The sequence below is a fragment of the Paenibacillus sp. FSL L8-0340 genome (genome assembly GCF_038593145.1).
Classification (GTDB): Bacteria; Bacillota; Bacilli; order Paenibacillales; family Paenibacillaceae; genus Paenibacillus_AQ.
In genome coordinates, this window is sequence record NZ_CP151967.1 from 1,042,807 (window position 1) to 1,065,615 (window position 22,809).

Genomic DNA, 22,809 nt, shown 5'->3' on the forward strand with positions numbered 1-22,809 from the left:
TGCCTATATGAGGATGAACATGAAGCCCAGAAGTACTTATTTAGGGGAGAGATGATGGTGCGGCTTAGACCAATGGCAGTAGCTTTCTTATTTAATGATAAACAGGAGGTGCTGCTTCTGCAAAAGCGGTCTGGCAGCTCTTTTCTACCCGGTTATCTAGTTCCCGTCGGCGGGCATATGGACGCCCATGAAATCAATGATCCAAGGCAGGCCTGCTTACGGGAGATTGAGGAAGAAACAGGATTGACAGAACAGTTGATGGACAGCCTGGACCTCAGATACATTATTCATAGAATCAAGGATGATAAAGAAATTCGGATACAGTACATATACACCGGAAACGTCCGGGCAGATAGCCGATTAATTGAAAGTGAAGAGGGCCGGCTCTTGTGGGTGGATCGCCGTACAATTGCTGAACGGCATGTAACCGCCTCAACGCAAGAAGTGATGCGGCATTACCTGGAGACAGGGATTCATAACAACCATGTTTATGTAGGCTCGATGCACTCCTTCCATGGAGAACCTGCGATGGGCTGGAATGTGCTGGAGGACTGGGAGGGAAAGTGATTTATGAACGATATCGTTTCGATTCTAGGTGTTCCACGGAATATGACCTGCTGCTCAGGATGCTGAAGAAGGGCAATGAGCTGGTCTGGAGCTTTTATTTCCTGGGAACCGATGAAATCACCAGCAGACAGGCGGTAGAGAAGATTAACACCACCTATCCGCAGGTGAAGATTGCCGGCAGGCATCATGGATTTTTTAATGCAGCAGAGGAGCAGGGGATACTTGCAGACATTCAGCGCAGCAAGCCGGATGTTCTCATTCTTGCCATGGGCGCGCCGTATTCGGATAAATGGCTGTATAAGCATAAGCAGGAGCTGACTGGCGTTAAGCTTGTTTTTGGAGTTGGCGGCAGCCTGGATGTAATCTCGGGAAAAGTGAAGCCGGCACCGGTGATCTGGAAGAAGCTAAACCTGGAATGGGCGCACCGGTTGTTGTTCGCTCCCGTTGCCAAAGGACAGAAATCCCGCTGGCGCAGGCAGTCCGCGTTACCCAAATTTGTGTACCGGACAATGCTCAGAAAGTGACAGGGATTCGTAACGACAACAGATTGTGAGGGCGAAGGAAGATGGATAAGGCGGAATGGAGCAAGATACTGCAGCTGATTTCAATGATTTCGACGGGAGCGGAAGGTTATGTCAGGGCTGCTTTTGCCGATGGGGCTGTGTCTGTTATGTACTATGGGGAATCAGGTCCCAATCAAGGTGTCTTCTGTCTGGTGGAGGGAGCAGATTGCGTCATTGCCTACGCAGTGTTCAGGCAGTGCAGTCAGCCCGATGTATTATTGGAAGTGATGGAGAGCAAGATTAATCCCTATTTACAGGCAAGCGAAGAGAGGGAGATCTGCTTTAATGTATACGGGAGAAATACGGAGATCGTTCAGTTCGTGAGAGGGCTGGGGTTTTCACCTGACATCGAAGGTTATCAGCTTAGGTATGCCGGGAACCATCCGGTTGAAGCGGAGCCCGCTTCTTTATTGCAGGAACGGGGATTTACGCCGGAGATGCTGGATTCCTTCATTGCCTTGTTTGATGGGGCGTATGAGCAGTTGAATAGAGATAACGGTTGGGACACGGACCAGTACCGGCGGGAGCCGGAAGCCTTTTTGGTGACTCTTGCCGGTTACGAAGCGGAGTCCCGGGTCCGTTCGTTTTGGATACGAGACTCTTTAGTGGGTGCTTATATTACGGAAGGGGAATATATTCGCGATATTGTTGTAGCGCCGGAGTACCAGAACCGCGGGTATGGCGGAATTATTCTGAATCACTGCATCAACCGTATGAGAGAGCAGGGTGACGGGAATATTTTTTTGCGGGTGGCCGGAAGTAATGCCGGAGCCAAGAGACTCTATGAGCGAAATTACTTCGCTGAAACCGCCTGTTTTGCCGAGCATACCTACCGCCGCTAGAAAGAGCTTTTGTTCATGATTATCGCTATTGTATACGTTGTAAAGGAAGATGACCTATGAGCACAGATAACAGCAAATTGACCGAACTGATAAAAGATACAATATACTGCTTCATTTCCCCGGATATTCAAGTACTGGGTATTGAGAATATTCCTGTAGGCGCGGGATCACAAGCAGTTGGATTGTCGCGGCATAAAATAAATTGGAAAATAACAGCTGAAAATGAAACCGATCCCACTGGAACAACAACAACTATCTCTCTTGAGGTACCGGGCATCTACCTGTATTCCAAGCAAGCCACCTTTATTGAGCGGTCGGCACTGTCCAGATTATATTCACAGGCGGCGAATGTGCCGTACAGCTTGTCGAACCATCCGCTGAACGAGGGCCGCAGTTTGCTGGTTATTCAGGACGTGGACGTTGATACGGATTACGCCAGGCTGGATATTACACCAATTCAGGACAGAGAAATGTTAGCGCTGGCCTATATTCATCGGGCCAATATGGGATGCAGGGAAGATTTGCCGTGGCTGCCTATGGTTGATGAGGCCTATATTGCAGAAATAATCAATGAACAATGGAGATATTCGTGGAATATCGCTAAGGACAATCCGGCATTTGAGAGGACGTTTGGGTTGGATATCATCTCCGGAATAGAGGAAGCCGCCGATGGTATCGTTGAGGAGATGTCTGCTGTGATCAATGATGCAAGTACTCATACGATGATCCACAATGATCTTAATCCCGGTAATGTATTGGTGTATAACAATGAGAACGTATTTTTTATTGACTGGGAGGAAGCCCGCTATGGCTCACTGTTCATGGACATTCCGATGCGGTGCGGCAGCCTGCAGCAGGCCGGTGCTTACCGGACCTATCTGGGTAATTTCGGCTTAGACATTCCAGAGCCACGTTATGCAGAGCTGTTCTCCATAGCTTCCCGATACCTGGGGCTTCGTTTTATGTGCTGGAACCTTGGGGTGTGGGAGCATAATGAACAGGCAAAAGCGGATTTGCTAAAATACATAAAGATGGTGACTCAGCCTTTATTCAGTTCATAAGCAGCAGGCGGTGAATCCTCCTTAACCGTTCTGGGTAAGTATTACTTATATAGATTGAACTTGAGAATTGTATTTAGGGAAAAGTGGCGGAGGGGAATTTTGGAACTGGAGGAGCGATAGCGTCCGCCTTTAGGTTTGGATTTCTACCGCGATTCGCGGTTAAATTCAGGAAATCCAAACCTAACAGCGGCCGGAAGTCCAAACATTCTCTGGAGTCACGCCAATCCAAAATAGAAGAATTATAAGTTCAATTTATATAGAGGGAAATTAGGAGGGATACGTTTGGGTAATCCGCTGAAAGAACTTAAAGAAAGTATCAACGGCTTGAGGCAGTCGCTGGATGGTGTCAAACATTCGGTGGATGGCTTAAAGGAGCCGGTGGATGAGATCAAGGCCAATATTCAGGAGACTATGGATGAGGCGAAAATGCGGTCAGATCGCGTGAAATCCGAGGTGCAGCGGATAAAGGCATCCGTAGAGGAGACCACAGAGGTGCTCGGCGAGGTTAAGGAAACGATTACGTCGGCCGCCGATGTTCTGTATACGCAGAAGCGTTATAAACGTCTGCTGAACCGGAAAAGAAAAGTAGGAAGCGGGAGCGCAGCACGCCGTAAGAAGGCTGCATCTGTTTGGCGATCATAGAATTTTTTGAACAATCCCCGAAAAAGAAGACGTAAGAGACTAACGGCAATCCTCCGTTACTTTCTTACGTCTTTTTAATAGAAATATTTTTCGCAGCTTAAGGGAGGATTATGCTCATGCTTCCCAAGGAGTCTGCCACGAACACGGGCAAGTATTGCATTCCTGTATCAGTCTCCACGTATTCGAAACTGTTCAGGAACTGACCGCTCACCAGGGCTAGCCCCGTTATGGAGCCGGTATTTCCCTGAAGGACAATAAGACGTCCATTGGAGTTAGCTAATGATCTGCCTGAAGAATCAATATAGATGTCGCAATTCAGAGAAACCTTCTCAAACAGATGAAGCTCCAGCTCGGCGGCAGAAATCAGTGGATACTCCTGTTCCTGATGAATCTCGGAGAACTGGTAGACGCCCTCTGTTAATCGGTATACCGCGGTCAGGCCGTCTCCACCATTTTCTACAACTGCATTTTCAACGAAAATAGCATCATCATCAGGCTGCAGCGTATAGCTGCTTCCGGCAAACGAGAAGAGCTGGGAGATTCCCTCCGGCTTGATCAGATAGGCGGTAAAAGAGGTGCGCCCATCCTTACGGCTGCTCTCGGCGACGACCACAGGCACTTCGGAGAGGGCTGACAGCGTATCATCAAAAGCAAGACTGCGGAGATTCTCGAAGCCCGCGATGACTTCACCGGTCCTTGTCGAGACAATCCCGTCCTCGCTCATATCCGCAAAGTAGAGGACTCCGCTGCTGTCTGTTCCGGCTACGGCGACTTTGGCTCTGTATCTTCCGGTGACGGAGACAACATGGGAATATTTACCTTGCTCCTCACCGCCCGGCAGCAGGCGGACAGGCTCCGCAGCATTCCAGGCGATCCTGGCGGCGGCAATGTCTTCTGTAGTGTCCTGAAGTCCGGTGAGGTCGCTGTACAGCTGGATCGCTTCAGCATATTGGCCGCCGCGGACCAAACGTGCGGCGCTCTTCATCAGCTTCGCTAAGCTGCTGTCTATTAACGTAAGCACCTTGGATGAATCAATACCGGCAGAGGCAGCATATTTGCGGTAGCTTACGGCATGCCCGGTAAAGGCGGCATAGGAATCTCTGTCCAGATCGCCGCCGAGCATCTTCTTTGCACTGGCCTCAGCTTGCTCATGTACCCATGAGGCATTATAAGTGTGGCTCTTGTAGGCATCCATCATGGACAAGGCGGAATCCAGCAGAGCATCGAAGCTTCCGGCCGCCGCCAGCTCCTTGAGCTTAACCGTATCATGAGTTTGGAAGGACCCGGCCAGCAGCTTCTCCTTGGCTGCGCTCCCTCCATAAAAGGCATCGGGAATCCGCAGCAGATTCCACTTGAAGCTGTCCCCGCTGTCTTCATTGCCGCTGCCGCTTTGACTGGCCTCCAGTTCGGTAAGAAACTGGCTCTTGAACTGCTGGAACCCGGCTGAGAACTGGCCGGAAAGGCCTGAATCCGCCGACAACTGGCGATAATAGGATTCATAAGACCCTCCCGGCTGCATATACTCAGTTTTTAGGCTAAGCAAAGCAGCATAACTCTCCATGAATCCGGTGAAATCCTTTGTATCCAGCTGCTGTGACACTTTTAATACCAGTGTCTTGAGCCCGCTGCGAATCGCTGTTATGGGAGCCAGCTCCTTGAGCTTCGCTGCAACCTCTTCTTCCTTATAGAGGATAGAAGGATTCGCGGCTGCCAGGCGGTACTGGTTCTCTGCGGCGATCAGATCGCCGGCGGCATACAGCCGGTCGCCTTCATTCACGGCCTGAATCTTGTCTTCGATTCTAAATGCCTTCTGTCCAAGCAGAACAAGGATGAATGTACACAAAATGATCAATATATTCCGCAGGGATATGGCTTGTTTAAACGTCATATTATAGTAGCCCCTTTCTCGCGGAGCCGGTACCATCCTGACTTTGGACGGTGCAGCCGCTTCTTCTTGTTTAAAGTACTATTAAATATTGCAGTACTTTACTCAAGATTCAGGGTCCCACCGGTATTTGGCTTCACGGACTTCCGCGACCTTAAGATCCAGGCCGTTCCAGGCTTCGTAGGGGCTGGCGGAGATCAGCCTGGATAAACGCAGGAAACGGTCCTTGGGCAGATCCTGTATGTATCTTCCGATCATTCCGGAGTAGAGCAGCGCATAACGCTTCAGGCGTACAGCCGCTCCGGCGACACCGGCCAGGATGGCTGCACCTTTATCCATTTCAAGAATCTGAGCTTCATAATTCTTCACATAGCGCAGCGTACGGTCTTTGATAAGGTCAGGCCGGACCTTGGCGATTTCGCCGATATATTCTGCGAGCAGCGGCTCAAAGTCCTTTAGCAGCAGCTGTTCAAGCTCCAGGTACATATCTTTACGCAGCTGGAAGCCGTGCAGCAGGGCAATACGCTGGCGGGCAATCCGGTCACCGCGCAGCAGGATGGAAATTTCGCGCAGCTTCTCGTAGGCCAGCACATCATTCTCGCGCAGTACGGATACAGCCTCCTGGCGGTTGATTTCCAGGCCCTCCTTGATGTTAATGATATTTCGTCCCAGCAGTTCATTGAGGGCATAAAGATTCTGGTTCTGCCTTACCTTCCGCTGCGTATAGAATAGAAGTCCGGCTAGAACGACTCCTCCGGCAGCGCACAGCACCATCTGCTGCAAGCTCTCGCCGAAATAGACCGAGACCAGGGTGAGCAGCAGGATGAGCAGCAGGCGGGTGTGCATTTTCCGTCCGGCGATGGAGGTGGCCTGCTTCTCCACCGGAGTCAGGGCGGCACGTCCGCATTTGCCGCAGCGCTCTTCGCCCAGTGCGGTATAACGGCCGCAATGGCGGCAGACACGCAGGTTGTCATGCGCATAACGCGGAGCTTTGAAAGGCCGGAATGTTACGGGTTTCTTCTTATTCACGGGCAGGATCGCCTCCATTCAGTGCGGCCAGCAGCTTCTCGTCAATGTCGTCACGGGTAAGCGGTTTGCGCTGGCGTGAAGCATACAAGGAGATCTGAATTACGGCATATAGAAACATAATCCCGAGAATGACGTATGAAATCATGGAACTCTTCCTTTCTTCTTGGAAGCATAGCGGTCCGGAGGGGCGGATAGAATGACGATTCTATGCATCCGGTTGCCGGTCCTGCGGTCCTAAAGTTGAAGTTTACAAGGTTTAATTATATCATAATGGCATACTATTTACAGATTTTAGCTATACCGTTACCCTGCCGCATAACCCGAATATAACACAAGAGGAGCCATCTTTATGCTTCGTACACATCATCACCCTAGAACAAGCCCAACGATGCTGCAGCGTATTGTACCTTTACTGCTGCTGATTCTGTTCATGGCCGCTGCGCCCTTTGCGTCATTGCAGGCCAGCGCTGCAACATCTGCCGCGCCATCTCATATTGACGCTGTACTGCTGATTGATGTCAGCAACTCCATGAATAAGAGTGACAAGAACAAGATCGCGAACGAAGCGATGAAAATGTTTATAGATATGCTGTCTGCCCAAGGCGACAAGGTTGGTATCGTAGCCTACACTGATAAGGTGCAGCGGGAGAAGGCGCTGCTGCAAATCAGCTCTGCCGGTGATAAGCAGGACCTCAAGGATTTCATCGACGGTTTAAGCCGCGGACCATATACGGATATCGCCGTAGGGATGGAAGAGGCCGTCAAGGTGCTGGAGAACGGCAGCGACCCGGGTCATGAGCCAATGATCGTCATGCTGGCTGACGGCAACAATGATCTGGATGAGTCGAGCGGCCGGACCCAGAGCCAGTCGGATCAGGAACTGGATGCAGCCATAGAAACAGCCAAGCAGAAAGGATACCCGGTTTATACTATAGGGCTCAATGCTGATGGCAAGCTGAATAAAGAAATTCTGGCAGGCCTGTCTGACAAGACAGGCGGCAAGGCATTCACAACGGATTCGGCCGATGATCTGCCGCAGATCCTGAGTGAAATTTTTGCCAGCCATTTGAAGCTGAAGGTCGTGCCTGTACAGTCGATTACGGCGAACGGGAGCTATCAGGTTGTTACGGTCAATGTTCCTAACAGCAGTGTGCTGGAAGCGAATATCTCCATTATGTCCTCCCAGCCGGTTACTGCGAAGCTGACGGATCCTTCGGGAAAATCTATAGCTATCCCGTCGGACGATGTCCTGCTGTCCAAATCGAGCAGCTATAGCCTGATCAAGCTGATCTCACCGGAGCAGGGGGATTGGAAGCTCCAGGTGAAGGGTGTGCCGAAGGATAAGATCGATATCAATCTCGTATTCAACTATGATCTGGAGCTTAAGATCGATGCGCTGCCTTCCGCCGCAACTTACAAGAAGGGCGATAAAGTTGAGATTTCCTCGCACCTGTTCAGCAATGGTGCTCAGGTAACGCTCAGTAATTTGTATCAAGATATGAAGGCGGTACTGCTCGCCACGGATCTGGATACAGGCGATGTGCAGGAGATTCCGCTGGATAACTCCGCAGCGGTCTTCAAAGGCACCTTTGAACTCAAGGACAGCCATGAGTATGAGCTGAAGGTCCGGGCGGAGGAGAGCAGCTTCTACCGTGAGAGCGACGTGCTCAAGATCAACGCCAAAACGGGGACGGTTGCTACAAACACACCGGCAGCGGGAACAAAGCCGGGTGGGGAAGAACCTGCTCTGGAGAAGTCTCCCTCAAAGACGCTGTATTTAATCATTGGGGGCGTCGTGCTGCTGCTCGCTGCGGCTGTTGCATTCTGGCTGTTGCGCAAGAATTCGACCCGAGGTTTTGTAGGGCAGATGGTGGTAGAGGTACTCGACGGGAATACCGGAGAGAAGACCTATCCACAGTATAAGAAGCTGTCGGCGTTCCGGGGGAAATTCAGCCTTCACCAATTGCTGCAGCTGGCACCTGAGCTGAAGGAGAGCGAGAAGCTCGTCTTCACACCGGGCAAGAATGACCGCCTGCTGCTGCGCGGCGGGGAAGGCATATCCGTGGAAAGATCGGGGCGTGTGGCCGATACCTCGCGCGGACTAGAATTGAAGAGCGGCGACCGTATTTCCGTGGCGCTGCAGACGGTAGATAAGACGATTTTGCTGGAGTATTTAATATAAGGCTGAGAAGTTAGTGGTATGGGGAGTTCCTGTAACTGGAATTTTGCAAATTGACTAGGGGGAAAACCTATGAAACCGGTAGTGAGAGAGCATATTCAGCAATTGGATGTATCGCTTGGCGGAGGGATCGTCAGCGACAAAATCAGAGTAGACACGATCGATAATCCGATCCTGATCATCGGCCTCGGCGGCACGGGCATTGATGCCCTGCTGCGCTTGAAATACCAGATCAACCGCCGTTTTAAGCTGCCGGAAGATCCGCTCTCCAAGAAGAAACGCGACAAGCCGGACAATGTGGAGTTTTTGGCATTTGAGACCAATGAGCAGGACCGCGGTAAAAAATACAAAGGCATCGGCCTCGATCCGCAGAATGAATTTGTGCTGCTGGCCAATGCGGAGATCGGCGGACTGCTGCAGAACCGCAGCATTCTCGACCCGTATATTACAGAATGGCTGTCACCGGAGCTGAGCATTACCGATGGAATGAACGGTGCCGCAGGAGTACGCCAGGCTGGACGGCTGCTGCTGTTTACGAAGATCAACCAGGTTGTGGGCGCCATCGACAAGAAGATCAAGACGCTGTCCGTCGGCACCAGCAAGAAGCTGATGGTATTCCTGCTCACCGGTCTGTCCGGGGGAACAGGAAGCGGCTCGTTCCTTGATATTGCTTATATCGTGCGCGGGATTATAGAACGCGACTACGGCGCGGCCGGTGTTGACCGGGTGAACACACTGGGATATCTGTTCACGCCGGACGTGAACCTGGCAAACAAGAGCCTCAGCGAGCATACACGCGAATATATCCGCAAGAACGGGTATGCGGCGCTCAAAGAGCTGGATTACTGGATGAATGTGGACAGCCGGGGTGAACGGTTCCGCCAGCAATACGGCAATATACTGACGGTCAATTCGCCGCTGCCTCCGTTCAATCTGTGCCATCTGATCTCGGCGACTAACACCGAAGGCAAGCTGCTGGAGAACGCCTACGATTATTGCATGAATGTAACCGCGGAGAATATCACGAACTTTATGGCCAGCGAGGAAAAGCAGTCGGGTGAGGAATTTGCGATCCACGACTATATCAGCAACATCCGCACGAACATTGCGCAGATGAACAAGACCTATCCGGCCAACTATGAATACAACATCATCGGGGCCTCTTCCGCCGTTCTGCCGATTGAGGAAATGACCACCTATCTGGCTTTCCGCCTGTTTGACAAGATGGACAAGATGTTCCAGCAGGCACCGGGGCAGGAGGATGTGGAGAAGCTGGCCCGCAAGCTGGGCATCGACCTCGACACCATGATCAAAACCTTTGAATCTCGCGTACCCGAGCCGCTGCCCGGTTACCAGAACAGTGAACGTCTGGGCCATGCCAATGTGATCAAGAACCAGGTCGTCGATATGGATACGGAGCTGGAGCAGAACTTCCTGTCCCGGGCGCGTGAAGAATATATCAAGGCCAAGAAGCAGCTGCCGGGCGAAATCACCGGACGTTTCGGTGAGGAGCTGGAGCGTATCTTCCTTCATCCTGAGCAGGGACCGTTTTATGTCTCTCGCCTGCTTTATACCGAGAAGGGCTTCTGTATTCTGAAGCTGATCCAGTCCTATATCGAAGCGCTGCGCGAGAGCCTGCTGAGACTTCCGCGCGATATCGAGACGGCGCAGGAGAGTGCGGAGGAGAAGCTGGGCGATGCGCGGAGCGCTTTTGTCTCCAAGGAAAAGAAGAAAAACGCCTATATCGAAGCCAAAATCAACGAGTACTGGCTGCATGCCGATGTGGAACGCACGGAGCAGATGATCGAATTCTACGAGGACCTGTTTGAGCTTCTGAATGAAGAAAACAACCGGATTTACGGCGTGTTTACGGAGATTCTCAGTGCGCTCAGCACGATCTTTGAGAAAAACGGCGATATTTTGATTAACGGTGAAGAGCAGGCCGACCATAAAGGCAACAAAACTTACTATTGGAATATCGTCAATGTGCCGGATATTTCGGCGACGATCTCGAAGGTAATGGACCAGAAGGACGGCGATGACCTGATCCGTGACTTCACGCGGGAAATGCTGAAGCATTCCGGCCGCTGGGTCAAAGAGCAGGAGATCGACATTGTGCGTTCCATCTCCGAATTCCTGAGCGATAAGTTCGGCGATCTCATTACCCGTTCGATGGAGGACTTCCTGGTTATGAAATACGGCCGCGAGGAGCCGCTGGATAAGTTCGTGGAGCGGATTATCGCCGGACGCCTGGATGAGGACGCCGTGCCGATTTTCCATCTCAGCAACAGCTCCGGCAGCCTGCACTTCCCGTCGTGGGGATTCGTATCTGTGCCGGTTAAGGCACCGGGCATCCTGAAGGGAATCCGCAATTATCAGAATAATGCGCTGGGCAAATCGCAGTTTACGATCAAGGAAAGCCAGGTGAAGAACCGGATTTTCTGGCTGAATACGCGCAATGGGGTACCGCTGTTTGTGTATACGCCGCTGCGGGTGTTCGAGGAGAACTATGAGCGGACCATTCTCGACAAGGAAGGCATCGGCCGCCACCTGGTGATGACTGACAAGAACAACTGGACCTACCTGCCGTCCCCGATTCCGGAAAAATCATGGGGCGATACCTATGTCAACGCCCGTGTGCGTGATTACAACGCCAGAGTCCGCGCGGATTTCGCGAAAGCACTGGAGAGCGGAGTTGTTATCGAAAAAGGGCTGGATGAAAATACGAGCAGCCGGTTTTCGGTCGTGTTCACCAAGCCGTTCGACTTGGCTAAATTCCTGAGCGGCTATGATCTGCAGCTTGACTCCTCGCGTCCGAATCTCGGTGAAGTGAAGAAGGCAACCGATGAGCTGAAGGCGCTGCGCCAGAATGGGCTGGAGCGCGAAGGGATCAAGGATATTTTTGGCAGCATTAATAAAGAACTGGCCCAGGAGAATCTGATCCGTTCCCCGCAGCTGATTACCCGTGTGCGTGAAGAGCTGGCGAAGTACGAGGCGCTGACCGCGAAGGCGGCTGAGCTTGAGGCACTGCTGCATCAATATATCGACGAAGACAAATGGCTGGATCAGTTCATCGAAGCCCTGTACACCGACACGATCACCAAAAAAGGCGCGCTTTACGTCTATGACCGTGACGAGGACGAAGATGCCTGGGAACCCTTCGCCAACTTAATGAAGGAACGCAGCTATGTGGAGTATGCGGTATACCGCCATTTCCGCTCGCTGGATGAGAAGAGCCGCAGTCTGCTGCTGCGCAAGGCGGCCCGCCGCGCCGGTGAAATGACCGCTGCGGAGGATGTCACCCCGCTGCTCTACAAGCTGGAAGGCATGTATGTCTCCTTCCTGGAGGCGCGTGACAGTCTGGAATATGAGCGGGTGGAGCATGCAGACGGCGATGAAATGTACAGCTTCTACAAGAGCCTGACCGGCAAGCTTGGCAGCATCCGCAGAAAGCTGAAGTAAGCCTATGATTAAAGCACAAGCATTAAGTTATGCCCAGCAATATGCGGCGCAGGAAGAGGCGCAGCGCAGCAAAGGGGATGGACGCAGCAGCATCCATTACCCGGCCTTGTTTCTGTTCCTGGGCGACAAGGTATCACCGGCCATCGGACCGGTGCTGGACAGCTGCGAACGGAAATGGGATAATGCCGGCGGCGTAATGGCACTGCATGCAGCGCCTGCAGGCGGCAAGGAACAGGACCACAGTCAAATGCAGGGTGGTGAAGGCGAAAGGGAACGGGTGATGAGCATGGCCCTGCCGGAAACGGCGGGGCGCGATCCCCGCACGGTCCGCCATGACATCTACCGCGAATTTCACGAAGACAGCCGTTATTTGGCTGGGATGAACCGGACCCTCCGGCAGCTCGGCAACAGCATAGCGGATTATGGGCGGCTGTATTCTTCCTTTGACGTCATCCATTTGTCCATCATTACGCGGGTCGATGACCCGCTTAATGTGCTGCTGCCGGAAGTTGCCCTGCTGGCCCGCGCAGTGCTCGGGCAGTCGTTCAAGTCGGTGCAGACCGATCTTTACGCCCTGATCAACGAGCGGGAGCAGGGGGAGAATTTCGGTTATTCCAGTTCGGTAGGGCTGGCTTTTCTGCGTGAGCTGGACGGGATGCAGCTTACGGATTATACGTTCAAAGCGCCGCTGCTTGTAACCGAAGAAGGGCTGTCCATTCCGGTCGCCCATGGCCCCTCCGCCTTGTTCGATCTCGTCTATCTGCTCTCTGACAAGAACGAGCGGGGGATGATGTCCCCACATGGCATGGACGATAATTATGAGATTATCGCCCATATCAGCCTGCTGAAGAACCGGGTGCGACCCTCCACGGACCATGCCACCGGACATGGCGGCTATAACAATATGACCTTTAAGAGCGGCATCAGGGGCAGTACGGGAAGGCAGGGGTATGCGTCCGCCGGCTTTTCCGCCGTTCGCAGACCCAATAAGCAGATTGCGCTGACGGTGCTGTACCACGCTTTCCGCTATCTTGCGGACGAACTGCGCGGAGGCGGCGCTGCATGGAGTCTGCGTGAGCGGCAGTCGCTGCTTGGGCTAAACCCGGAGGCCTTGCGTGAACGTGCGGCGGCACTGCTGCCGGATGAAGCCGGAATTGCGGAAATGACCGGGCTGATGAGCCACGGACGACCGTCCTTCAGCGAACTGAAGCAGCTCTCGCTGCGCGAAGCGGAGGACCTGCTCTTCGGTGACGGCGGGCAGTCTTATTTCCGCCGCAACTTTGCGGAGGTATCCGCCGGGCGCACAGCCGCCGTAAATCCTGCCCGTGAATGGGCCGCTGTTCTGGCGGCCCAGGAGACGGCTGTTCCGCCAGTGACGTTCTATCAGCTGGCGGAATGGACCGCCGGGCAGGGCGAAGCCGGCGGCAGTGTGCTGCATGCGCTGCGCCAGCATATGAACGGCCTGCGCTCGGCGTTATCCTCCGCACAGGAGGAGCTGGAGCGGCTCTACGCGGAAAGCGTGGAGCGCCAGCCGTTCCAGCGGGTGCCGCTGCTGGACAAACGGACGGTGCGCAATTTCATTCATTATTTATTTGAACGGGTCTATGGCGGACAGTATGAGATTCTGCGTCTCGAGAGCGAGCTTGCGCTCTGCCTCCGATATGATGCCGCGCTGGAACAGCTGCACCTGGAGAGCAAGGCTAAGGTGCAGACGATGGAGGCGCTGGAGGAAGAGCTGCGCAGTCTTGCGCTGAATAGTATCGGCCGCAGCAACGAGACGGTGGACCGGAACATTATGGAGTATTACCGTACCGTCACGGAAGAGGTCATGAAGGACATGGAAGCGCGCCGTGGTGCCGGCATTTTCTTCAGCGAGCGCTTTATAGGCAGCCTCTCGGAATTGCTCAAGCAAGGCGGAGCGGCAGTCGCGGAACGGCTGATTGAGATCTGCCGTAGGGAACTGCTGGCGGCAGAGCCGTTCGCGCTGCCTTTTGAGGAAGAGCTGCTGAGGCGGGCCAATGTCGCGGCGGCTTATGAGAACCGCGAGATCGTGTCCAAGGAGGAGCTGTTCAAGCGGCTGTACCGGAGCCTGGAAGAGGAGGCGAACATCAATGTCCGCCTGTTCGAATATACGCAGGAGCACCGGCATGAGGAGAAATATTTCTTCGGCGACAGTGGATCCGAGTTCCTGCGCTACGCCTTCGGTGCAGACGAGACGACCCGCATCTACCGGCTCGGCTTTGTGCATGAGCAGCGCCGGAGCGGAGTCGAGAAGCTGAACCTGATGGGCGGTTTCCATCTGGAGGACCTGCTCTATTACCGCAATGGCAAGGTCTACTATGAGACCTACGCCACAAGCGGCTACCGGCTCCATGGCGTTGAAGCTGAGCAGCTCCCGGAGTTGCGATAAGGTACAGGCACAGAATGGACGGCTGTGTGCGAAGGTAGAGGTTGGAGAGGGGCCCGGATGCCGTGACGGTCTGCTGATTGCCGCGGTCCCTCCGTCAGTGTAATTGCTGGCTCAGACTACTGAAGCTGAACCGGTGGCTGTAATTAATTGCTTGGATAGGCTCTACCGGGGAGAATCCCCAATTCGCGCGGAATGAAATTTCTCGCTGAGACGGATACCGTCCTTTTGAGGACGGCGAAGCCGTTTCCACTTACTAATACTGTAATTTCATAGCCAGGCTCATTGAGTATCATTACAATAAACAAAGGGAGTTCCTTCGCCGCCGTTTTTGCCATGGATTAGAATGCCAACAGCATGACCGGCTGGCTGCTCCGGTAATTATAAATATCAAATTTTAAGTGTTCCCGGAAAGGATGAATAACGATGCAGCGAAAAATCAATCTGCTCCTGTTCTTCTTCAGCCTGCTGGGCGGTGGAGTGGCCTTTGTTCTCGGTGAGCTGCTGCTTAGCCGCAGGCCCTATGACCTGCCGTCGATTGTGCTTGTCGGAATCTATTTTGCCATTGTGGCGCTTGGGGTTGGGCTTGGCTGTCTGATTGCGGAGATGATCTCTCCAAGGCTGAACGGCTTGTCCTGGAAGCAGCGTTATCTGGGCTTGTCCTGGAAGCTGCTCCCGCTGACGCTCGTTCTGATGCTTGGGGTAGGCGTGTTAACAGAGTTTGTGTACGAACTGAACTTCGGCGGAATCAAGCCGATCAAAAATGTCGTAATGGTCATCGATGACTCCGGCAGTATGATGCAGAGTGATCCAGACAACAGCCGCTATGCGGCTGCGGATACGCTGGTGCGGCAGATGGACGAAGATAATCAGGTAGCTGTAGTAACTTTCAGCGACGAGTCTTCGGTTGTTCAGCCGTTGATTTCACTCTCCAGTTCAGCGAACCGTGAGAAAGTATCGGCTGTAATCAGCAGTTTGCAGACGACGGAGGGCGGGACGAATATCAGCGGTGCACTTACAGAAGCTATGAATGTTATTAACAGTGACGACAAAGCCGGCCGCGGAGCAATGGTAATCCTGCTGTCCGACGGATTCAGTCAGTTCAATACCGCTACGGAACTCAACGAGTACGTGGAGCGCGGCATCGCGGTTAATACTATTGGACTGGCGCTGGACGATACATCCGGCTCCAATTTGTTGCTAGACATCGCCTCCGTCACCGGAGGGCAATATTATGATGTTACCGATGCGAATCGGCTGGGTGATGTGTTCCAGCAAATTTATGACCGCTTGGGAGACCGGACCTTGCTCACTGAGCGCAGTGATGCGACCGCCGACAGTCCGTATTATGCAGTGGTTCGTATTTTGGCACTTATGCTGATCGGCATAACTCTGGGCGTTGGCCTTGGTATTGTGTTCGATAACCGCCACCTCGCTAAAAGCTTCGGAGTAGGTGGCGCAGTGTCCGGTCTATCCGCCGGACTGATCCTTGAATTCGGCCTCAGCGGGCATTCTTACTGGGATGCAATCATCCGTCTGATCGCCCTGCTTGTTCTGGCTGCGATTATCTCCTTGTTCACCTTTGTTGTGCCGGTTGGGGAGGGACGATTATCCCGCAGAGGTGAAAGAAATGCTGCAGCCTCAGCACCGTCATCGGAGAGCTTCCAATCACCGCGCAGAAACAGGGGCAGCAAGGGATTCTAAAAGTATGGACAGCAGGGTAGTGAACATGCCAAACGATAGGGATAGTGAAAGGAGTTTACAGTCATGAGGTACGCCGAGGCTCATTCCTCCACGCCGGTTATTGCGGATGTGGTTTCCCGGGTGGAGGACCGGTTCTGTACGCTGCGATGGCGCTGGCCGGATGGCGTGCAGGCGGTCTGTATTCACAAGGCGTCTACAGAAGCGCCGGATAGCGGAGAGCTTCCGCCCTCCGGCATGAAGCTGTATACGCGCGAGGAGTACAAAGCGAATAATGGATACCGCGACAGGCTGGATGATATCGGCCAGGTGGTGTATACCATATTTGTCCGGCTCACCGAGAACGGAGAGACGCTGCTGGTGCGCCAGCCGGATGGCGAGAACCGTGCCTTGGTCAGTGCAGGCAAGGCGCGGATTTATTATTCCATCCAGCAGAAAAAAGCACTGTTCGGCAAGCTGAAAACAGTACATATGACGATTTCCGCCGAAGTGCCGGTGGCGAAGGATGTACTGTGCTATGTCAAGAAACGGGGCGGGCATCCGGCTTCTAAAGAGGACGGCATCCTATTTCCGTTTGTGCAGGATTTCCCCGCCGGGAGAAGCGTTCTTCCGCCGATTGAAATCGGCAAGGAGGATTTTGTACGCATCTTTTTCACGGATGGCCGCAAGTACGGGTTGTATTATGAGCTGGTGCCTGAGTAATCCGGTGTTGAGCTTGTAATTATGAGTCCGCAGCTTGCTTGGATTATAAGCATCATTAGGTGTAAGCTTCGTACGTCTGGTGCGCGTATTTGTTGGATCGTAAGTATCTTGAGATCTTGAGGTAAAAGCTTCGTATGTCTGTGGTGCGTGCGTTTGTTAGATTATAAGTAAGTCTGAACGGCCTGCTTTTTGGAGTCTGAAGTGGCAGTAATTGCATTTCGTGCAACTAAAACGATCGATTTCTTCTACTAGGCAGGTTTAATTGTATTTTGTACATCTATATTTCGGGAAAGCTGATAAAGTATGCCATTCGCTCTTCCATAATTGCACAAAGTGCAGGTAAAGCTGGAGCGGTGGGCCTGAGCGTTGATATAGCTGTACAAAGTGCAGTTATCATTAAGCTGCATGCGGACGCAGAGCGAGACAGAGAAGTGTAGAGAAGTGAAGTGAAGTGAAGTGAAGTGAAGTGAAGAGAAGTGAAGTGAAGAGCAGAGCAGAGAATAGAAGAGTAGAGTAGAGTAGAGTAGAGTAAAGCGAAGCAGTTACAGTAGATTAGACTACATCAGGTCATAGCAGATCAAATTGTTGGAACTTAGTTTTGTAGGCACTTACTAACAAGTGATGCAGACAGAACTTTTAGGAGGATGAGAGATGTCTTTTTTCAGCCGATTTAAGAAGAAAAATCAGCCGCAGGCGCGGCCGCTTTTTTATGATATTGTCTGTCCGTACTGCTTCACCAAGTTTTCGCCGGAGGACGTTGTTTTTCGGGCCATGCACAGCCGTGAGGATGATGAGAATTATGCGCTCGGCGAAGATGATGCACTGAATAAATACCGTGAGCGTTTCGGCCTCGATACTGTCGATGATATGGAGGCTGTGCTTAATCCGGCTGATATTCCCGAGGAATATCACCACTATACTGATCATGTGCTGACCGGTCTCACCGACCGCTATGGTGTGCTTACGCGCAGACGGCTGTGCCCGTCCTGCCATAACGAGCTCCCCGTGACCGCCGGCAAGGTGCCAAGCAACATTATCTCGATCATCGGCGCCTCCCAGGTCGGGAAGTCGGTGTACATGACCTCGCTGATCCATACACTGCAGCATACGACTGCTGGGCATTTCGACGCGGCCTGCATGCCATTGAATGCTGAAATCAGCCGCAAGTTCCGCACCCTGTACGAAGAACCGCTGTTTGAGCGCGGCGATTTGCTGGCCTCAACACAGAAGGAGAAGATGCAGGAGCCGTTTATTTTTCAATTTGTGTTCAAGGATGAAGAGAAGCCGCCGCTGACACTGGTGTTCTTCGATGTTGCCGGTGAAGGCATGGTCGATCAGGATTACCTTGGGCTGCATGGCCAGCATATCAAGAACTCCGCGGGAATCCTGTTCATGGTCGATCCCTTGCAGATCCGCTCTATCCGGGAGAAGATCAAGATTAATTACGGCGATCGTCCCGGGGAATGGGTCTCGCAGTATGATGAGCCGCGTGATGTGGTGCTGACGATGTTCGGCGATTTCATCGCCTACCAGGAGAAGAGCAAGACCGATATCCCGACGGCCGTCGTGCTTGCCAAAAGCGACATGCTGCATTCGCTGAAGGATGAAGATGGCGACTACATCAAGTCCAACAGCAATGTATTCAACAACTATGTGCACCGCAACACGCTGAACCTGGATGAATTCCAGAACATCGACGGTGAAATCCGCCGCTTTATCGGCAAGGTAGACCGTCCGTTCAAAGATACGATGGATGTGTATTTTGCCAATACGGGGTATTTTGCCGTCTCCGCGCTGGGCAGCAATCCGGTCAACCAAAAGATAGAGGGTGTCGTCAGCCCGATCCGTGTGGACGAGCCGTTTATCTGGTTGCTGCATAAGCTGAACTATATTGAGGGGAGCGACGGGCCGTGAACAGATTCTCAGGGTCCAGGATCACCCAGCAAATGTATACCCGCGAGCGGCGGGGCGTATACCGGGCAACCGAAGGATTCGATACTGTAGCGAAGTCGGAGAGCCTGGACAATAATTTTGTCAAAAAAATCATTCATCCTTTCTGCCTTTATGATGCCCCGGCTGAGCTGGCGGCGCGCGGCGAAAAAAATGAGGAGCTGTATCCGGCCGCGCTGCATTTATTCCATACGGAAACAAACGACACGGTGATCGGGCAAAGCCGCTATCAGGCGACTGATTTTACCGGGCAGCGGAGTGCTTTTTTTGCCCATAACTTTGTAGTGCCTCCGACACGCGCCGAGGAAATTATTCAGAGCTATGGGGATTGGCTGCATGCTGATTTTGCCGGGAGCTATGAAGGAGAGCTTGGAGGAACCTTGCCGGAGCTGGCCGATATTCCGGCCCTACAGCGTGAAGGACAGGCTGATCCGCTAACGGTGCTGCGCAGTCTCGGGTTCAGCGAAGTATTGTTCAAGGCACTGCTGCAGGCGGTCATGATCTCTGTGGCAAGCAAGAAAAAAAGTTATGTTGCCCTCGATGTTCCCATCGCAGAGCTGTCGCAGCGGGCGCTGGAGCTTACGGAGATTATTTACGGGGCTTTGCCGTATGATTTCCGCCGCAGGCTAGGGGTACTCACCTATGCAAACGAGCCAAAAAGCCGCAAATATATCGATCTTACCTTTGTAGAAAAAGGCTCGCTCCGTCCCGGGGACCGCAGTATCGAGAAGGATTTTATCTTCGATCTGGCTTCGGGCCGGACCCTGAATGCCGATTTCGCTGACTCGCAGCAGCCTTATGCCGATCTGGTATGGAAAACGCTGAAGAACAAGGGCAGCTTAGATGACTTTGCCCGGTTTGCTGATTCGCTGCTGCCCGGTGAGAACGTGGACCGCAAGCTGCAGTTGGCGCTCTATAATGAGCTGGCGGTTTTTTATGAGATTGAGCAGGGCAATGAAAGCTTGTACACGGACAACAAAAATGCTGTGCTCAGCGGCCTGCTGTCTTACCTCAAGCCAGAGGGGGCGCTGGAGTCCCGGGTACGGCTGAACGATATGTTCCTGGAGCGCTTCGACCGTGAGTATGACCTGATCCGCAAAAAGGGGATTCCTCAGCCGGAGATTATGGAGCGTTTTATGGAGTATTTTGTGCTGAAGGGCCATAATTACCGGGTCAAAGTGGTCGATTATTTCATCAACGGTATGCTGAATGCCCGGTCTGCGGACCGGGATGATACATTGGCGGCGGCTTACACTATCATCGAGAGCAATGACGAGCTGAGTGCAGCTTTCTTTAAAAGAGTGCTGGCCCAGCCTATTTTCCGCAAGGCGCTGCTGGAACCGTATATGGAATCCCGGTTGGCTGCTGCAGCGCAATCGTCTGACATTTTACGGTTTGTCGCCCATTGGGGCCGGTTTCTTCCAGAGGCGCTGCAGCAGTCGTTTGTCCGTGATACAATCAGCGATTATTTGCTGGAGAAGCTGCAGCGTGACAAAGATCCGGTTGCGGCGGTGGCCTCGATTCATGACTCTGTAGAGAAGGCGGAAAAAGAGCGCCGCAGAGGCAGCGGGTTCAACCCTGAGGCGCTTTCGCTGCTGAAGGAGCTGATGGCGGCAGCGGACCGCTTCCTGCTGAACCGTGTATCGCTCAGCGAGCTGACACAGGAGCAGCTGCTGGAGATTTCGTTCCTGCGCTACCGGGATACGGCGGATTGGCAGCCGCCGCTTGATTCCATCAGCAGGCAAAAATCCAATGCGCTACGCGCTGCCTACCGCTGGTTCGGGGAGGAGAGTCCTGATGAGGAACTTTTTGCCGGATTGTCACCAAAGGAGCTGGATGATGTACAGCTGCTCGGACGGCGGTGGCTGAAGGAATCACGAAGTGTGGAGCCGTTCGAACGCTTGCCGCTCGCTTTCTATCACAATAGTGACCGCGAGAGCGGCCCGCTGGATTATGATGCGCTGCTGGATCTGGTGAAGCGCAAAGCGGACGGCGACAAAGAAACGGTATACCGTTTCCTGGCCTGGTCACAGAACAACCGGCTGTTCACGGTGTCGAAGAAGAAGCTATACCCGGGCTACCGCCGGGCGATTCTAAAGTATTTCCTGAACAGCGACCGCGAAGCCTTCAAGAGCAGGGATTTCCGCAAAAGCTATGTCTCCGCTGCTGGGCCTGCTCTGCAAAATGTATATAACGAAGCCCGCTCCCAGCTGGCTTCGCCGCTGGCGCGGTGGGTTAGCCGCAGCCGATTTCAACTCCTGATCTCCGGCTCCATTCTGGGGATCGTACTGATTGGCGTTATTATCGCCATCAGCCTGCTGCGGCCGGACAGCCCGGACACGGCTCTGCCGGAGGGCAGCGCAGCACCGGACGGCGGCCACCCGCCTGCTGCCGTGTATCTTAGCGGCAGCGGAGAAGGCGCGGGCAGCAGACTGGTATTCACCTTTGCTGACGCTGAAGAATGCACCGCCTTTACTCCGGCGGAGATCAGTGTAGCAGCCTCCGGTGGGGATCCGGAGGTCTACAAGGTCACGGCGACGTCGAGCCGGTGTCTCGCTCCGTCGCCGGATGCGGGGGCCGCCGGCATGAACGGCGGCAGTGGAACGGCAACGCCGGATGCGTCAGCCGGAACGGAAGCCGGCGCGACCGGGAACGCGAACGCCGGAACGGAAGTCGACGCGACAGGGACCGCGAACACCGAAACAGAGGCCGGCGCGACAGGGACCGCGAACGCCGGAACAGAAGCCGGCGCGACCGGGAACGCGAACACCGAAACAGAGGCCGGCGCGACCGGGAACGCGAACGCCGGAACGGAAGCCGGCGCGACAGGGAACGCGAACGCCGGAACAGAAGCCGGCGCGTCCCCGGCTGTGTCATCCGCGCCTTCGCCGGGAGAGACCGGGGGAGCTTCGTACCAAGTCACTGTGGATCTGGAACCGGGGGCTAAGCTGGCCGAGGGCAACATGATCATCGCGGGCGATTATAAGCTGACTCTGCAGTCGGATCCAGCACTTACGGCAACCCCTACACCGAGTGCCCAGCCTACTGCAACTGCGACTGCAACTGCAACGCCTACGGATGATGGCGGAGCAGCAACCGAGGCTCCTGAGTAAAGTGATATAAACAGACAAAAATCCTGAACCGCATGTTTTGCCCGGAGAGAGCAGGGCAGATGCGTGTTCAGGATTTTTCTTCTTTCACAGAGCTCCGGCGTTGGTTATGACGGATCACCCTGTAAAGGGATTCTCTCCCTCTAATGTGGACTGTATATTGAAAATAAGTTGTATAAGACGATATACTACCGCTAAATTATCCGGTTGAGCCTTATGTGGCGTTTTACGAAATAATAGCGGGTGTAAATCCGCCTAATCCTTATTAATGAGGGAGTAGCCAAAACTTAGCGGGCATTTTTTCCGCTACTAATGATGAACTGCGTGCAGACAGGTTGGGATCAACGAAGAGTGTGTTTGATGCTTTCGAAAAGGGCTCAGCCGGCAACGGGCGGCATTGGAACAGCTTTTCTATAGACATACAAGGGAATAGTGGATATGATTATGAATATTAAAATTTGATAGTCTAGTGAAAAGGGTGCAGATTCTATCCAGTAGAATTTGCTTAAAAGGGAAGTCCGGTGCAAGTCCGGCGCGGTCCCGCCACTGTAAATGCGGAGCGACTCTTAAGGGTGCCACTGTCCTGTGAAGCAAGGACGGGAAGGCGGAGGGAAGCTGTGAAGCATAAGCCAGGAGACCTGCCTTTTTCTTGAACGTTTCTATTCTTCGTGGGGTAAGAATGCGGAACATTACAAATGGATGTGGTGGC

General features: G+C 53.2%; 15 protein-coding genes and 1 riboswitch. Of the genes, 12 read left to right on the forward strand and 3 right to left on the reverse strand.

Annotation, left to right across the window (positions count from 1 at the left end):
- The first annotated feature begins 72 nt into the window (after positions 1-72).
- The 5 genes from NST07_RS04790 (at position 73) to NST07_RS04810 (ending at position 3,675) form a co-directional block, all read left to right on the forward strand.
- Entirely contained in the window at positions 73-567 is a 495-nt protein-coding gene (locus tag NST07_RS04790; protein ID WP_341089979.1) for an NUDIX domain-containing protein, read from the forward strand.
- Entirely contained in the window at positions 564-1,091 is a 528-nt protein-coding gene (locus tag NST07_RS04795; RefSeq protein WP_342481154.1) for a WecB/TagA/CpsF family glycosyltransferase, read from the forward strand. The genes NST07_RS04790 and NST07_RS04795 overlap by 4 nt, the downstream gene beginning before the upstream one ends.
- A gap of 41 nt (positions 1,092-1,132) precedes the next feature.
- On the forward strand, positions 1,133-1,972 hold the full coding sequence (locus NST07_RS04800) for a GNAT family N-acetyltransferase (protein WP_341089981.1): 840 nt from the start codon (positions 1,133-1,135) through the stop codon (positions 1,970-1,972).
- A gap of 56 nt (positions 1,973-2,028) precedes the next feature.
- Positions 2,029-3,033, forward strand: coding sequence for a phosphotransferase (locus NST07_RS04805; RefSeq protein WP_341089982.1), 1,005 nt, complete (start codon positions 2,029-2,031; stop codon positions 3,031-3,033).
- 282 nt (positions 3,034-3,315) lie between these two features.
- Positions 3,316-3,675 (forward strand): DUF6468 domain-containing protein, encoded by a 360-nt coding sequence (locus tag NST07_RS04810; RefSeq protein WP_341089985.1) that lies wholly within the window; start codon positions 3,316-3,318, stop codon positions 3,673-3,675.
- A 97-nt stretch (positions 3,676-3,772) separates the two neighbouring features.
- On the opposite strand, the gene NST07_RS04815 is transcribed toward NST07_RS04810, so the two are convergent.
- From NST07_RS04815 to NST07_RS04825, 3 genes are all read right to left on the reverse strand, one after another.
- Positions 3,773-5,563 carry a hypothetical protein gene (locus NST07_RS04815; RefSeq protein ID WP_342481155.1) on the reverse strand — a complete coding sequence of 597 codons (1,791 nt, stop codon included), beginning with the start codon at positions 5,561-5,563 and terminating at the stop codon, positions 3,773-3,775.
- A gap of 102 nt (positions 5,564-5,665) precedes the next feature.
- Positions 5,666-6,589: a hypothetical protein gene (locus NST07_RS04820; RefSeq protein WP_341377391.1), complete on the reverse strand. Its 924-nt coding sequence runs from the start codon at positions 6,587-6,589 to the stop codon at positions 5,666-5,668.
- The gene (locus NST07_RS04825; protein ID WP_341089989.1) at positions 6,582-6,734 is read right to left on the reverse strand and encodes a hypothetical protein; all 153 of its coding nucleotides are present in this window, start codon (positions 6,732-6,734) and stop codon (positions 6,582-6,584) included. Before NST07_RS04825 ends, NST07_RS04820 begins: the two co-directional genes overlap by 8 nt.
- Positions 6,735-7,019: 285 nt before the next feature.
- Here NST07_RS04825 and NST07_RS04830 point away from each other — a divergent pair, with 285 nt between their 5' ends.
- From NST07_RS04830 to NST07_RS04860, 7 genes are all read left to right on the forward strand, one after another.
- Positions 7,020-8,771, forward strand: a complete 1,752-nt coding sequence (locus NST07_RS04830) for a vWA domain-containing protein (RefSeq protein ID WP_342481922.1) — start codon at positions 7,020-7,022, stop codon at positions 8,769-8,771.
- A gap of 69 nt (positions 8,772-8,840) precedes the next feature.
- Positions 8,841-12,230 carry a tubulin-like doman-containing protein gene (locus tag NST07_RS04835; RefSeq protein WP_341377392.1) on the forward strand — a complete coding sequence of 1,130 codons (3,390 nt, stop codon included), beginning with the start codon at positions 8,841-8,843 and terminating at the stop codon, positions 12,228-12,230.
- Positions 12,231-12,234: 4 nt separating this feature from the next.
- Complete coding sequence (locus tag NST07_RS04840; protein ID WP_342481156.1) at positions 12,235-14,640, forward strand: transcription initiation factor TFIID; 2,406 nt, start codon at positions 12,235-12,237, stop codon at positions 14,638-14,640.
- A 423-nt stretch (positions 14,641-15,063) separates the two neighbouring features.
- A complete protein-coding gene (locus NST07_RS04845) occupies positions 15,064-16,341 on the forward strand; it encodes a vWA domain-containing protein (RefSeq protein WP_341377394.1) in 1,278 nt (425 codons plus the stop codon).
- Positions 16,342-16,404: 63 nt separating this feature from the next.
- Entirely contained in the window at positions 16,405-17,040 is a 636-nt protein-coding gene (locus NST07_RS04850; protein WP_342481157.1) for a beta-mannanase, read from the forward strand.
- Between the two features lie 651 nt (positions 17,041-17,691).
- Complete coding sequence (locus NST07_RS04855) at positions 17,692-18,954, forward strand: hypothetical protein (protein WP_038586374.1); 1,263 nt, start codon at positions 17,692-17,694, stop codon at positions 18,952-18,954.
- The gene (locus NST07_RS04860) at positions 18,951-22,103 is read left to right on the forward strand and encodes a glycosyltransferase (protein WP_342481158.1); all 3,153 of its coding nucleotides are present in this window, start codon (positions 18,951-18,953) and stop codon (positions 22,101-22,103) included. The genes NST07_RS04855 and NST07_RS04860 overlap by 4 nt, the downstream gene beginning before the upstream one ends.
- 456 nt (positions 22,104-22,559) lie before the next feature.
- Positions 22,560-22,761, forward strand: a riboswitch (cobalamin riboswitch).
- Positions 22,762-22,809: the final 48 nt, after the last annotated feature.

Excerpts from the sequence above, each read along its gene's own strand:
- NST07_RS04855 (WP_038586374.1), top strand. The coding sequence starts at position 17,692 with ATGTCTTTTTTCAGCCGATTTAAGAAGAAAAATCAGCCGCAGGCGCGG.
- NST07_RS04830 (WP_342481922.1), top strand. The coding sequence starts at position 7,020 with ATGGCCGCTGCGCCCTTTGCGTCATTGCAGGCCAGCGCTGCAACATCT.
- NST07_RS04850 (WP_342481157.1), top strand. The coding sequence starts at position 16,405 with ATGAGGTACGCCGAGGCTCATTCCTCCACGCCGGTTATTGCGGATGTG.
- NST07_RS04815 (WP_342481155.1), bottom strand. The coding sequence starts at position 5,563 with ATGACGTTTAAACAAGCCATATCCCTGCGGAATATATTGATCATTTTG.
- NST07_RS04840 (WP_342481156.1), top strand. The coding sequence starts at position 12,235 with ATGATTAAAGCACAAGCATTAAGTTATGCCCAGCAATATGCGGCGCAG.
- NST07_RS04845 (WP_341377394.1), top strand. The coding sequence starts at position 15,064 with ATGCAGCGAAAAATCAATCTGCTCCTGTTCTTCTTCAGCCTGCTGGGC.
- NST07_RS04800 (WP_341089981.1), top strand. The coding sequence starts at position 1,133 with ATGGATAAGGCGGAATGGAGCAAGATACTGCAGCTGATTTCAATGATT.
- NST07_RS04825 (WP_341089989.1), bottom strand. The coding sequence starts at position 6,734 with ATGATTTCATACGTCATTCTCGGGATTATGTTTCTATATGCCGTAATT.
- NST07_RS04790 (WP_341089979.1), top strand. The coding sequence starts at position 73 with ATGGCAGTAGCTTTCTTATTTAATGATAAACAGGAGGTGCTGCTTCTG.
- NST07_RS04805 (WP_341089982.1), top strand. The coding sequence starts at position 2,029 with ATGAGCACAGATAACAGCAAATTGACCGAACTGATAAAAGATACAATA.
- NST07_RS04835 (WP_341377392.1), top strand. The coding sequence starts at position 8,841 with ATGAAACCGGTAGTGAGAGAGCATATTCAGCAATTGGATGTATCGCTT.